Source organism: Vibrio sp. CB1-14, from assembly GCF_040412085.2.
In the GTDB taxonomy this organism is placed as follows: Bacteria; Pseudomonadota; Gammaproteobacteria; order Enterobacterales; family Vibrionaceae; genus Vibrio; species Vibrio chaetopteri.
This window is the reverse complement of sequence record NZ_CP115920.1, coordinates 2,493,739-2,506,684: the sequence shown is the minus strand read 5'-3', so window position 1 is coordinate 2,506,684 and position 12,946 is coordinate 2,493,739. Positions and strand designations below refer to the sequence as shown.

General features: G+C 46.5%; 10 protein-coding genes. 8 read left to right on the top strand and 2 right to left on the bottom strand.

Annotated elements, in window-relative coordinates; genetic code table 11:
• Genes PG915_RS11295 through kdsB form a run of 5 tightly spaced genes read left to right on the top strand, consistent with a single transcriptional unit; the run spans position 1 to position 5,991 of the window.
• Positions 1-2,283: a DNA internalization-related competence protein ComEC/Rec2 gene (locus tag PG915_RS11295; protein WP_353496618.1), complete on the top strand. Its 2,283-nt coding sequence runs from the start codon at positions 1-3 to the stop codon at positions 2,281-2,283.
• Between the two features lie 30 nt (positions 2,284-2,313).
• Positions 2,314-4,065 (top strand): lipid A ABC transporter ATP-binding protein/permease MsbA, encoded by a 1,752-nt coding sequence (gene msbA / locus PG915_RS11290; RefSeq protein ID WP_353496617.1) that lies wholly within the window; start codon positions 2,314-2,316, stop codon positions 4,063-4,065.
• Positions 4,065-5,069 (top strand): tetraacyldisaccharide 4'-kinase, encoded by a 1,005-nt coding sequence (gene lpxK, locus PG915_RS11285; protein ID WP_353496616.1) that lies wholly within the window; start codon positions 4,065-4,067, stop codon positions 5,067-5,069. Before msbA ends, lpxK begins: the two co-directional genes overlap by 1 nt.
• Positions 5,059-5,238 carry a Trm112 family protein gene (locus tag PG915_RS11280; RefSeq protein ID WP_006075338.1) on the top strand — a complete coding sequence of 60 codons (180 nt, stop codon included), beginning with the start codon at positions 5,059-5,061 and terminating at the stop codon, positions 5,236-5,238. Before lpxK ends, PG915_RS11280 begins: the two co-directional genes overlap by 11 nt.
• The gene (gene kdsB, locus PG915_RS11275) at positions 5,239-5,991 is read left to right on the top strand and encodes a 3-deoxy-manno-octulosonate cytidylyltransferase (protein ID WP_353496615.1); all 753 of its coding nucleotides are present in this window, start codon (positions 5,239-5,241) and stop codon (positions 5,989-5,991) included.
• A gap of 67 nt (positions 5,992-6,058) precedes the next feature.
• Here kdsB and PG915_RS11270 read toward each other — a convergent pair whose 3' ends face one another.
• Positions 6,059-6,772, bottom strand: coding sequence for a pseudouridine synthase (locus PG915_RS11270; RefSeq protein WP_353496614.1), 714 nt, complete (start codon positions 6,770-6,772; stop codon positions 6,059-6,061).
• Between the two features lie 311 nt (positions 6,773-7,083).
• On the opposite strand from PG915_RS11270, the gene PG915_RS11265 reads away from it, so the two are divergent.
• Positions 7,084-9,306: an NADP-dependent isocitrate dehydrogenase gene (locus PG915_RS11265; RefSeq protein ID WP_353496613.1), complete on the top strand. Its 2,223-nt coding sequence runs from the start codon at positions 7,084-7,086 to the stop codon at positions 9,304-9,306.
• 90 nt (positions 9,307-9,396) lie between these two features.
• Here the strand turns inward: PG915_RS11265 and cspD are convergent, their stop codons facing one another.
• Positions 9,397-9,618: a cold shock domain-containing protein CspD gene (cspD, locus tag PG915_RS11260; protein ID WP_162631321.1), complete on the bottom strand. Its 222-nt coding sequence runs from the start codon at positions 9,616-9,618 to the stop codon at positions 9,397-9,399.
• A 585-nt stretch (positions 9,619-10,203) separates the two neighbouring features.
• On the opposite strand from cspD, the gene clpS reads away from it, so the two are divergent.
• Together clpS and clpA are read left to right on the top strand one after the other, a co-directional pair.
• Positions 10,204-10,524, top strand: a complete 321-nt coding sequence (clpS, locus tag PG915_RS11255; protein ID WP_042501817.1) for an ATP-dependent Clp protease adapter ClpS — start codon at positions 10,204-10,206, stop codon at positions 10,522-10,524.
• 41 nt (positions 10,525-10,565) lie between these two features.
• Positions 10,566-12,848, top strand: coding sequence for an ATP-dependent Clp protease ATP-binding subunit ClpA (gene clpA / locus PG915_RS11250; protein ID WP_353496612.1), 2,283 nt, complete (start codon positions 10,566-10,568; stop codon positions 12,846-12,848).
• Positions 12,849-12,946: the final 98 nt, after the last annotated feature.

Here is a 12,946-nt window from a genome sequence, read left to right as displayed (position 1 = left end):
ATGGCTCTGTTAACAAGCATCGCAGTTCCACTTTGCTATTCATTAGTACTGATTAGCGCCGTCTGGTGGCCTGTGATGCCAAGTACGGTTTGGTCGATCCCGGCGTCCTTAGTGAGTATCGCTTGCTTAATAACACGTCGCTGGATCCTTTCTGCGGCGTTTATTGCAATGTCCTTAGCGTTGATACAAGGGAACCTTTACAAGTACCAATCTAGGGTACTTTTTCAATTTGGCACAGATATTACCATAAAAGCGCGAGTTGACAGCTATTTTAAGAAAATAACTCATGGCTATGAAGTTCAAGCCACTGTGCTTACGATTAATGATCAGAAAATCTCGTTGTTTTTACGACCTAAAGTGCTGTTAAAATCCCAGTCTGCGCTAGCTCCTGGCATTTTTGTTACTGCGTCAGTGTCCGCAAGTCGTATCTCAGGCACGCTCAATAACGCAGGATTTGACCGAGAAAAGCATCTATTTTCACAAGGTATCGTCGCTAAAGTCACTCTGCCCGCCAAAAATCACACTATTGTGGTTAGTCGTCCCCATTGGCGAGCGACCTTTCACGATGCCGTTCGCCATGCAACCCAGAAAAGCCGATTTCAGGGACTCTACCTCGCTCTAATATTTGGAGATCGCAGTGAGCTTGCCGATGAGATGCGGCGTCAGCTTCAGTATAGTGGCCTTTCTCATCTTATTGCGATTTCAGGATTACATGTTGGTATCGTGTTTGCTTTGGGGTATGCGATAGCAAGTATAGTTTTTACGCTCACTAAAGTTCTGCTTCGCCCGAAAGCAAGAGCTTGGTTGACGCTTTATGGCTTGCCGCTAAGTTTGCTTAGTGGCTTTCTTATCGCTCTGCTCTATTGCGCCTTGGGCTATTTTGCGATTTCAACGGTACGGGCGTTGATTATGTTGGTCGTCATAAGCGGTTTGCTATTATGGCAAGCAAGAGTTCATCGCTTAACGATCATCCTTTTAGCCTCGTCAACGGTATTAACCCTAGTTCCATTTTCCGCTGCAAGCCTTAGTTTCTGGCTTTCATTCTCTGCCGTTACGCTACTCGTGATGACCCACGCATGGTTGGCAACAAGGCAAAACGTTGTCGTAAAAGTGCTCTCACTCCACTTAGCGCTGTCGCTGTGCTTCATTCCGATTATTGGCTATCTATTCCAAGGTTTGTCATTGATTGGGGCGCTCTACAACGTCTTATTTGTCGCATGGTTTAGTGTGTGTATTGTGCCGCTATCTTTGTTTGCTGCATTGCTAGCTTCGGTGACGACAGGTTTCGATTGGCTATGGAAGATGCTCGATATTGCGTTGACGCCACTAGAATTTGCCATTGGATTCGCCCCTTTGTTTTGGTTGGATATTGGCGTTGGAGATCTTGGGCTTTTGCTGCCGTTGATTGTTTTGGTGCTGCTCTATAGATGGCTGTCTCGACAAGCGCTGTATACCCTGACGCTACTAACGATATTGATAAGGCTTGGCCTGGAGCGAGAGTCTGACGTTTCAGTGCAGTTTTTTGATGTGGGGCATGGTTTAGCGGTGGCCATTATTCAAGGAGATGAAGCCGTTATCTATGATACTGGAAGCGCCAATGACAACTTTTCAATGGTAGACACGGTTGTAACACCAAACTTGATTGCCGCTGGGGTAACACATTTAGATGGACTGATTCTTAGTCATGGTGACAATGATCATGCGGGTGGAGAATTGGCACTGCAAAAGCGCTGGAATCCAAAATGGATTCGCCGTCCAGAGGGAGACACAACGGATACACGATGCGTTCAAGGTACTCACTGGCGTTGGAAGGCACTGGAGTTTTCGGTGCTTTGGCCACCGAAGCGAGTTCCTCGGGCTTATAACCCCCATTCTTGTGTCGTGCTGGTTACCTTTGAAAAAGGTAATCAATCTAAGCGACTGTTATTGACAGGCGATATAGAAAAAGTGAGTGAGATATTGTTGGCAAGACGCCTAGAGCCTCTGTCAATCGATGTCATGAGTGTGCCTCACCATGGCAGTAGTACATCCTCCTCCTCTTTTCTGCATAGAACGATTGACGCAAAAAACGTCGTGGCCTCGACTCGATTTAATTCAAGATGGGCGTTGCCGAGTCCAGAGGTTAGAGCACAGTATCAACAAAATGGCAGCACTTGGTTTGAAACGGGTGTAGATGGGCATGTCATATTTGACTTTTCTGGTCAAGAAATCATCGTTTCCACAACGAGGTCCGAATACCTCGACCCTTGGTATAGGCAGATGTTACGAAGCAGAGTAGAATGAAAGGATAGTAAAAAGAAACGATAAAGAATTATGTCGCAAAATCAAGACGAAACTACGCTACAAACGTTTAAGCGATTGTGGACGTATATCCGTGAATACAAGACAGGTTTAGTAGTGGCGGTGATCGCATTGGTCATCAACGCAGCCGCAGATACCTACATGCTTTCGTTGCTGAAACCCCTCCTTGATGAAGGATTTGGTGATGTTGAATCTAATTTTCTAAAAATCCTTCCGCTGATCATTATAGCCATGATGTTGATTCGAGGTTTGTCCGGGTTTGTTTCCACCTACTGTTTGAGCTGGGTATCGGGCAAAGTGGTTATGCACCTTCGAAGAGGCATCTTCAATCATTTCATGCATATGCCAGTCTCGTTTTTTGATAAAGAATCGACGGGTGGGCTACTGTCTCGAATTACCTATGACTCAGAACAAGTAGCCGGGGCTACGAGCCGCTCGCTGGTCAGCATTGTTCGTGAAGGGGCAAGTATTTTAGGCCTATTGTTCCTGATGTTTTGGAGCAGTTGGCAGCTTTCACTGGTTCTACTGGTTGTCGCGCCGGTTGTCGCCTGGGCAATTCGCTTCGTTTCTAAGCGTTTTCGCAAGATTTCTCATAGCATGCAGACGTCGATGGGTCATATGACTACCTCGGCAGAGCAGATGCTGAAAGGCCATAAAGTGGTGTTGAGTTATGGCGGTCAACAGGTTGAAAAGGCGCGATTTGATGAAATGAGTAATCAAATGCGCCAGCAGACTATGAAGATGGTTGCTGCATCTGCGATTGCGAACCCTGTGATTCAAATGATCGCGTCTCTTGCGCTTGTCGCCGTATTGTATCTAGCGAGCTTTGATGAAGTTCGTGAACAGCTTACCGCAGGTACCTTTACGGTCATTTTCTCTGCTATGTTCTCATTGATGCGTCCACTCAAAGCACTAACTGGTGTGACGGCAGAATTCCAGCGCGGTATGGCAGCGAGTCATACCTTGTTTAGCCTTATGGATCTCGAAGTAGAGCGCGATAATGGCACGGTCGAAATTGAGAAGGCAAAAGGCGATCTAGCAGTGAAAGACATCACTTTCACGTACGCAGGCACTGAGAAGCCCGCGCTTCGCAACGTGAGTTTTGATTTGCCGGCAGGAAAGACCATTGCGCTAGTGGGACGTTCGGGTTCAGGAAAAAGCACCATCGCTAACTTGTTTACACGCTTTTACGACATTGATAGCGGCAGTATTGAGCTTGATGGTTACAAAATTGAAGACATTAAACTGACCAACCTGCGTAAGCATTTTGCGCTGGTATCGCAAAATGTACACTTGTTCAACGATACCATTGCCAACAATATTGCGTATGCGACAGATGGCCAATTCTCTCGAGAGCAGATTGAGCACGCGGCTAAGTTGGCGCACGCAATGGAGTTTATCAGCAACCTAGATCAAGGTTTGGATACCGTCATTGGTGAGAATGGCGCAAGTCTTTCCGGTGGCCAGCGTCAACGCATTGCGATTGCCAGAGCTCTGCTCCGAGATGCACCTATCTTGATTTTAGATGAAGCAACCTCGGCACTAGACACTGAATCGGAACGTGCTATCCAAGCCGCACTCGATGAGTTACAAAAAGACAAAACAGTATTAGTGATTGCACATCGTCTGTCGACAATTGAAGAAGCGGACGAAATATTAGTCGTCGATGATGGCGAGATCATCGAGCGTGGAGATCACAAGACTCTGCTAGATCACCAAGGTGCTTATGCTCAGCTACACAAAATTCAGTTTGGTGAGCACTAGTGATAGAGCAGATCTGGTTTGGTAGACATCCGCTGGGATTGCTGTTGTGGCCTCTGCTGTGGCCACTGAGCAGACTGTATCGCTTTATCTCAGCCAAACGTCGTAAAGCGTATTCATCGGGTGACAAACCAAGCTATCGTTCCCACGTACCTGTGATCGTTGTAGGTAACATTACAGCGGGCGGCAACGGTAAAACTCCGATGGTGGTGTGGCTCGTTGAACAGCTTCTAAATCAGGGTAAAAAACCGGGCGTGGTTTCTCGTGGTTACGGCGGAAAAGCGAGTGCTTACCCGCTACTGGTTACCTCAGACACTGCCGCAAGCGAATGTGGTGACGAGCCTAAGCTTATTTTCGAAAGAACGCAGGTTCCGGTCTGTGTGGATCCGGTTCGAGCCAATGCGGTTAAGCATTTAGAATTACTTGGGGCTGATGTCATCATTACCGATGACGGCTTGCAGCATTATGCCCTCGAGCGAGCTTATGAAATCGTGGTGATTGATGGTGTGAGGCGGTTTGGTAATCAGCAGCCTATTCCACTCGGCCCTCTGAGAGAGCCACTATCTAGGCTTGATGAAGTCAACCTGCTAGTCGTTAATGGTGGGGACGTTGAGGCTAATGAACGCGAAAAGCGATTCACGCTTGCTCCGAATGTGGCGATCAATTTGAACAACGGTCAAACTGCTTCGGTAGAACAACTGGGTACCTTGGCTGCATTTGCCGGGATAGGGCACCCTCCGCGCTTTTTCGACACCTTAAGTCAACTCGGAGCAAACCTTGTAAAAACGCAAGGGTTTGCTGACCACCAAGCGTTTGATGAGACTAAGCTAGCAGAATTTAGTCATGGCGTGGAAAACGTCATTATGACCGAGAAAGATGCGGTAAAATGCCGCTCATTTTCAAAGGATAATTGGTGGTATTTGCCAGTCTCGGCACAGTTTAATCGCCAAGATGGTGAGCAAATACTACAAGAAATCAACAAGGTAATAGAGAGTTATGGATCATAGATTACTTGAGATCGTCGCATGCCCAGTATGCAAAGGAAAGCTAACCTTCGATAAAGATAAACAAGAGCTTATTTGTAAGCTAGACCGCCTTGCTTACCCTATCAAAGAGGGTATTCCGGTGTTACTCGAACCTGAAGCGCGCCAAATGAGCATGGAAGAGGGTCGCTAAATGGCATTCACGGTTATCATTCCTGCTCGTTACAACTCATCGCGTCTGCCGGGCAAGCCTTTGGCTGACATCGTTGGTAAACCTATGGTGCAACACGTCTATGAGCGCGCGAAACAATCGGGCGCAGAGCGTGTTGTCGTTGCTACGGACGATGTGCGTGTTGAAGCGGCAGTGCAAGCTTTTGGTGGTGAAGTGTGCATGACGTCACCCGATCATGAATCAGGTACAGAGCGCTTGGCCGAAGTGGTTAAGCTGATGGGTATCGATGATGATCACACCATTGTTAATGTACAAGGGGATGAGCCGTTGATTCCAGCGAGCATCATTGCTCAGGTAGCGGAAAATCTTCAATCAAGCCAAGCTCCAATGGCGACACTTGGCGTGGCGATTGAGCATGAAGCCGAAGTGTTCAATCCAAACGCAGTTAAAGTGGTCACGGATCAAAATGGATTTGCGCTCTATTTTAGCCGAGCTACTATCCCATGGGATCGTGATGCATACGCAAATGAACCTAAATTAGCGGCCAAGCAACCCTTGATGCGCCACATTGGTATCTATGCTTACCGAGCGGGCTTTATTAATACGTATATTAATTGGGCACCTAGCGCACTTGAGAAAATTGAGTCATTAGAGCAGCTAAGAGTGCTTTGGTATGGCGAGCGTATACACGTGGCGCTTGCTATCGACGCACCACCTGCGGGTGTTGATACCCCTGAAGATCTCGAGCAAGTTCGAGCGTTACTAGCCAACTAACTTCTAACCACCGACCACTTAGGTCGGTGGTTTTGTTTTGGGCTCTGTTTGTTAAAAGCTCTGTTTTTTAAAACAAGTCTGTCGCCGGAATTTCACGCCACTCTCCGGGCTGAAGGGCGTCTAGCGCATACTTACCCATACTAGCGCGAATCAAGCGCAACGTCGGAAAGCCAATGTTGGCTGTCATACGGCGCACCTGACGGTTTCGTCCTTCGATAATGGTAATACTCAACCAGGTCGTTGGAATATTGGCACGAAAGCGCACAGGAGGCTCTCTGTCCCATACGCTCGGCTCTTTCATGCGCTCAATTTTGGCGGGCAATGTCGGGCCATCTTTGAGTTCGACGCCATTGCGCAGTTTATCTAAATCAGACTCTGTTGGTTCGCCATCAACTTGAACCCAGTATGTCTTTTCTGACTTCGATTGGGGCTGAGTGAGTCTAGCCTGTAACACGCCGTCATTGGTAAGCACCATTAGACCTTCGCTATCGCGATCGAGTCGACCGGCTGCGTAGACATCTTTGATTGGGATATAGTCTGCCAGCGTTTTTCTTCCCTCTCCGTCGGTGAACTGGCTCAGCGTATCGTAGGGCTTATTAAACAAAATGACTTTGCGATCGCCTGGCGCCGGGCGCTTTTTCTCTGGTTTTGAAGTAACTCCAGGTTTACGTCTTCTGGTTTGTCCAGTTTTCTGGTGTTTTTGTTGGCTTTTTTGTTTGAATTGACCTGATGATGAGCGATTGGGGCGAGGGGAACCTTTACGCGCTGTTTTAATTGTCATGTTAACTACCTTGCAAAAATGTAAACAAACTGTGTGGTTTAGTTTTGTCTACGAGTGTTTTGAGCTATCATGAGCGCGCTCAAAAACAGGAATAACGCACAAGATAATAGACTAATTGACCAATTTTGTTTAATTATAAGTGCTTAGGATTTCGTTCGACTGAGTAAATTTACACCAAATCCTTGGGTTTTCATCTGAAACTGTCTTAGATTTGCCCGCAGTTTGGTGTCCAGTCGCAACGTTTACGCTATCTAAAAGATGGCGTTAATTGATAAGGGTGCTCAGCCCGATTAGAACGATAGGGAAATTTCATGCCTACAGAAAAGCCGACAATCATCTATACCATTACTGATGAAGCGCCAGCGCTGGCAACATATTCATTGCTACCGATCATTCAGTCTTTCACCGCGTCTTCAGGTATTGATGTTGATACACGAGATATTTCACTAGCAGGGCGTATCATTGCTAACTTCCCTGACTACCTAAAAGAAGAGCAGCGCATCGGTGATGCATTGACCGAACTCGGTGAATTGGCGAAAACGCCAGAAGCAAACATCATTAAACTTCCAAACATTTCTGCTTCAATTCCTCAGCTACAAGCGGCTATCAAAGAGCTGCAAGCGAATGGTTATGCTCTTCCAAATTATCCAGAAGAACCTGCGAATGCAGAGCAAGAAGCGGTAAAAGCGACATACGACAAAATTAAAGGCAGTGCAGTAAACCCAGTGTTGCGTGAAGGTAACTCTGACCGTCGTGCTCCTTTGTCTGTTAAGAATTACGCGAAGAAAAACCCACACTCAATGGGGGCGTGGTCTAAAGATTCTAAGTCACACGTTTCTAGCATGTCTGGTAATGACTTCTTTGGCAGCGAGAAATCGGTGACAACAGAAAGCGCAACAGACGTGCAGATCCGATTCACATCGGCGTCAGGCGAAACTAAAGTTCTTAAAGACAAAGTTGCGCTCCAAGCAGGTGAAATCATTGATGCTTCAGTGATGAACAAAAACGCACTGGTTACTTTCTTCGAAGAGCAGATTGAAGAAGCGAAGAAGCAAGATGTATTGTTGTCGCTGCACATGAAAGCGACCATGATGAAGGTCTCTGACCCGGTTATCTTTGGTCATGCAGTAAAAGTTTACTACAAAACCGTCTTTGACAAATACGCTGCGCTGTTTGATGAACTAGGTGTAGACGTTAACAACGGTATTGGTGACGTATACGCGAAAATTGCTTCGCTACCAGCGGCGCAAAAAGGCGAAATTGAAGCTGATCTAGCGGCCGTGTACGAGACGCAACCACCACTTGCGATGGTTGATTCTGACCGTGGTATCACTAACCTGCACGTACCAAGCGACATCATTGTTGATGCGTCTATGCCAGCAATGCTGCGCTCTTCTGGTCAAATGTGGGGACCAGACGGTAAGCAAAAAGACACTAAAGCAATGATCCCTGATCGCAGCTACGCGAGCATCTATCAAGCTGTGATTGATTTTTGTAAGCAGCACGGTGCATTTGATCCGACGACAATGGGCAGCGTGCCTAACGTCGGTCTGATGGCGCAAAAAGCTGAAGAGTATGGTTCACACGATAAGACATTTATCTTGGATGCTGACGGTACTGTCTCAGTTGTTGACGCTGAAGGCAATGTGCTTATTGAGCAGCAGGTTGAGGAAGGTGATATCTTCCGTATGTGTCAGGTGAAAGATGCGCCAATTCAAGATTGGGTGAAATTGGCAGTGACTCGTGCACGTGCCTCTAGCACACCAGCTGTATTTTGGTTGGATGAAAACCGTGCACACGATGCTGAGCTTATCAAGAAGGTTAACCAGTACCTACCTGAGTACGACACCGCTGGCCTTGAAATTCACATCAAGTCGCCATTAGAAGCTACGCTATTCTCGCTAGAGCGCATCAAAGAAGGTCTAGATACTATTTCTGTCACAGGTAACGTACTTCGTGATTACCTGACGGATCTATTTCCGATTCTTGAGCTTGGTACTTCTGCGAAGATGCTGTCTATCGTACCGCTTATGAACGGCGGCGGTCTATTTGAAACTGGTGCTGGTGGTTCCGCTCCTAAGCACGTTCAACAGGTTCAAAAAGAAAACCACCTACGTTGGGATTCTTTAGGTGAATTCTTGGCTCTTGCTGCTTCTCTGGAGCATCTAGCGGTTGTTTCTGGTAAAGAGAAAGCGAATGTACTGGCGAAAGCACTGGATGCTGCGACAGGCAAGTTCCTAGATAACAACAAGTCGCCATCGCGCAAAGTGGGTGAGCTTGATAACCGCGGCTCTCACTACTACCTAGCGCTATACTGGGCTCAGGCTCTAGCAGTGCAAACTGAAGATGCAGCATTGGCAGAAGAGTTCGCTCCAATTGCAGAGCAGCTGGCATCCAATGAGAGCATCATCGTATCTGAGCTAAACAATGCTCAAGGTGAGGCAGGTGACCTTGGCGGCTACTATCAGCCAAGTGACGCGAAAGCTTCTACGTTGATGCGCCCAAGCGCAACGCTAAATAGCATCATTGGCTAATAGCATTTAGATATAAAAACCACCTAGCGGTGGTTTTTATATCTTACGGTCAGTATTTTCGGGTAATTCGTATTGATTAGTAAATGACAACTACTTCGCTAGATCACCTTCTACCGGTGTTACTACGCTGGCATGATAGCCCTTTGGACCTTCTTCTACTTCGTAGTTCACTTGCTGGCCAGCCTTTAGAGTGCGGTAGCCGTCCATTTTGATTGTCGAGTAGTGAGCGAAAATGTCGCCGTCTTCACCTTCTGGACAAATAAAGCCAAATCCTTTGGCATTGTTAAACCATTTTACTGTACCTATCGCCATGCTATACATCCCTCATGCATTTTGTAACTGAAGTTGCGGTAGAAGATACTGACCGTTGGTAAATCTACTTACTTCATTGAGACTATTTGTTGTGAACCTACGTACCTTAAACTGAGGACTTTCCAACTTTGTCATCCTCATGAGAGAGCTGAGAGCTCAAACAGAAGCATGTGGTTGTGAGAAAATTCCCATTCCCTGGGGCATAGTGATTCATAACTTGTTAAATTTTAGTCACTAGTTAACCACTCTAGTCAAACATTGAGCGTAGTCAATAGGAAAAAGGCATAAATAACCACATAATCTATACATATGCGCTTTGGTTTTAACAAATGTGCAATGGAAAGCTTTTGTTTACATGCTCTTAATGTATGCTAGGCAAAAGGAGGAATAAGTTTTTTCAACTTGGCTCATATGTGACACACTCTAATAGCATTGTTTTGTTTGCAGCGATACAATTGGTGCATTAGTCTCTTTATAAGAGATGTTTTTCGAGTGACAGACACCGAGAGCACGTTAGCTCTAGCTAAGCCTCCTTTGACTGACACAGTGTTTTGACTTTTAAAGAAAACTCTCAAACATTTGGCCATGAGTAAAAATTTTGAATGGGTGACTCCAGACTCAGACTTATTGGAGAAAGAAAAAACTAAGGTTGAGCCACCGGCGTTGTACAACGTTATCCTCAATAACGATGATTACACTCCGATGGACTTTGTTGTAGAAATCTTGGAACGCTTTTTTTCACTCAACGAAGATAGAGCAACGCAGGTGATGTTGGCTGTGCACTACGAAGGCAAAGCTGTTTGTGGCACATTCACCGCCGAAGTTGCTGAAACGAAAGTTGCTCAAGTGACCATGTATTCAAGGGAACATGAACACCCACTATTGTGTACCATGGAAAAAGCCTAATTTTCGCTTGAATGGCGTTTGCCATTCCTTAGGAGGTACTTATGCTGAACAAAGAACTAGAATCGAGTCTGAACGGCGCATTCGCTCGTGCCCGTGACAAAAGACATGAATTCATGACCGTAGAGCATCTCCTTTTAGCTTTGTTGGAAAATGACTCGGCTAAAGAGGCCCTTACTGCTTGTAACGCTAATCTTGAAACGCTGCGCAATGAGCTTGATATTTTCATCGACCAAACGACGCCGCTTATTCCCGACTCTGACGACACACGTGAAACTCAACCTACGTTGAGTTTCCAACGAGTGCTTCAGCGCGCTGTTTTCCATGTTCAGTCTTCTGGCCGCAGTGAAGTCACTGGTGCTAACGTGCTTGTTGCTATTTTCAGTGAACAAGAATCTCATGCCGCTTACCTCCTCAAAAAGAACGACATTAGCCGCCTAGATATCGTTAACTTTATTTCCCATGGCATTACTAAAAATGCAGGGCCTTCAGGTGATGAACCGTCAAGTGGTTCACTAGGTGGAAGCAGCGAGAGCATTGAAGAAGCGAATGGTGAAGACCGTTTAGAAAGCTTTGCGACTAACCTTAACCAAGTTGCGAAAGCCGGTAACATCGACCCGCTAATCGGTCGTGATAAAGAGCTTGAGAGAACCATTCAAGTACTTTGCCGTCGCCGCAAAAACAATCCACTGCTAGTTGGCGAAGCTGGCGTCGGTAAAACGGCCATCGCTGAAGGCTTGGCGTGGAGAATTGTTGAAGGCCAGGTGCCAGAAGTTATTAGCAATAGCATAATTTACTCGCTTGATATCGGCTCACTGCTAGCGGGTACTAAGTATCGTGGTGACTTCGAGAAACGCTTTAAAACGATTCTTAAGCAACTTGAAAAAGAAGATGACGCCATCCTGTTTATCGATGAAATCCATACCATCATCGGTGCGGGTGCCGCTTCCGGTGGCCAAGTAGACGCCGCTAACCTTATCAAGCCACTATTGAGCAGCGGTAAGCTTCGCTGTATTGGTTCAACAACCTACCAAGAGTACAGCAACATCTTTGATAAAGAGCGTGCGCTGTCTCGTCGATTCCAAAAAATCGACGTGGTTGAGCCATCTCTTGATGACACGACGAAGATCCTTATGGGTCTGAAACCGAAATACGAAGAACATCACGAAGTCCGCTATACCAATAAAGCACTTCGTGCGGCGGTTGAACTATCGGCTAAATACATCAATGAGCGTCACTTGCCAGATAAAGCTATTGACGTGATTGATGAAGCGGGCGCACGCAGCCGATTGGTACCAGCAAGCCGCCGTAAGAAAACGGTAGGTGTTGCCGATATCGAAGCTATGGTGGCTAAGATGGCTCGTATTCCAGAAAAATCTGTCTCATCGTCTGATAAAGACATTCTTCAGAACCTTGATGAGAAGATGAAGATGCTGGTGTTTGGTCAAGACCAAGCCATCGATGTCTTGTCTGAGGCTATCAAGATGACTCGTGCAGGCCTTGGCAATGATGATAGGCCTGTGGGCTCTTTCTTGTTTGCAGGTCCTACCGGTGTTGGTAAGACTGAAGTTACAGTTCAGCTATCGAAACTGCTTGGTATTGAGTTACTTCGTTTTGATATGTCTGAATACGGTGAGCGTCACTCTGTCAGCCGCCTAATTGGTGCGCCTCCTGGTTACGTAGGTTATGACCAAGGCGGCCTTCTTACTGATGCGGTCATTAAGCACCCTCATTCAGTGGTACTTCTTGATGAAATTGAGAAAGCACACCCAGATATCTTCAACTTGCTCCTTCAGGTTATGGATAACGGCACGTTAACGGACAACAACGGACGTAAAGCCGATTTCCGCAATGTTATCCTAGTCATGACCAGTAACGCTGGTGTGACGGAAACTGAGAAGAAATCGATTGGCCTGATCCAACAAGATCACAAGCCGGATGCGATGGGCGCTATCAAGCGTGTGTTCACGCCAGAGTTCCGCAACCGTCTTGACGGAATTATCTGGTTCAATAGCCTAGATGATGTTGTTATCCACCAAGTTGTTGATAAGTTCATTGTAGAGCTTCAAGCTCAGCTTGATACGCGTGGCGTATCGCTGGAGGTTTCTGATGAAGCGCGTGATTGGCTTGCGGTTAAGGGTTATGACAAAACCATGGGTGCACGTCCAATGGGTCGCGTTATCCAAGATAAGCTTAAGAAGCCACTGGCCAACGAACTTCTGTTTGGCAGCCTGGTTGACGGTGGGACGGTACGCGTATCGCTTAAAGATGATGATCTTGAGTTCGAATACGTAGGAGCGAAAGAAGCAGCTGAAGTTCATCACTGATTGAAATTGGACTAGCTCTATTTGCAAAAAGCGTGCGAGAAATCGTACGCTTTTTTTGTGCCCAGCTTTCGTTAGGTCTTGACGAGACTTAGAGTTTT

Coding starts and splice junctions, on each gene's coding strand:
- PG915_RS11280 (WP_006075338.1), top strand. CDS start 5,059: ATGGATCATAGATTACTTGAGATCGTCGCATGCCCAGTATGCAAAGGA.
- kdsB (WP_353496615.1), top strand. CDS start 5,239: ATGGCATTCACGGTTATCATTCCTGCTCGTTACAACTCATCGCGTCTG.
- clpS (WP_042501817.1), top strand. CDS start 10,204: ATGAGTAAAAATTTTGAATGGGTGACTCCAGACTCAGACTTATTGGAG.
- cspD (WP_162631321.1), bottom strand. CDS start 9,618: ATGGCGATAGGTACAGTAAAATGGTTTAACAATGCCAAAGGATTTGGC.
- PG915_RS11295 (WP_353496618.1), top strand. CDS start 1: ATGGCTCTGTTAACAAGCATCGCAGTTCCACTTTGCTATTCATTAGTA.
- clpA (WP_353496612.1), top strand. CDS start 10,566: ATGCTGAACAAAGAACTAGAATCGAGTCTGAACGGCGCATTCGCTCGT.
- msbA (WP_353496617.1), top strand. CDS start 2,314: ATGTCGCAAAATCAAGACGAAACTACGCTACAAACGTTTAAGCGATTG.
- PG915_RS11270 (WP_353496614.1), bottom strand. CDS start 6,772: ATGACAATTAAAACAGCGCGTAAAGGTTCCCCTCGCCCCAATCGCTCA.
- PG915_RS11265 (WP_353496613.1), top strand. CDS start 7,084: ATGCCTACAGAAAAGCCGACAATCATCTATACCATTACTGATGAAGCG.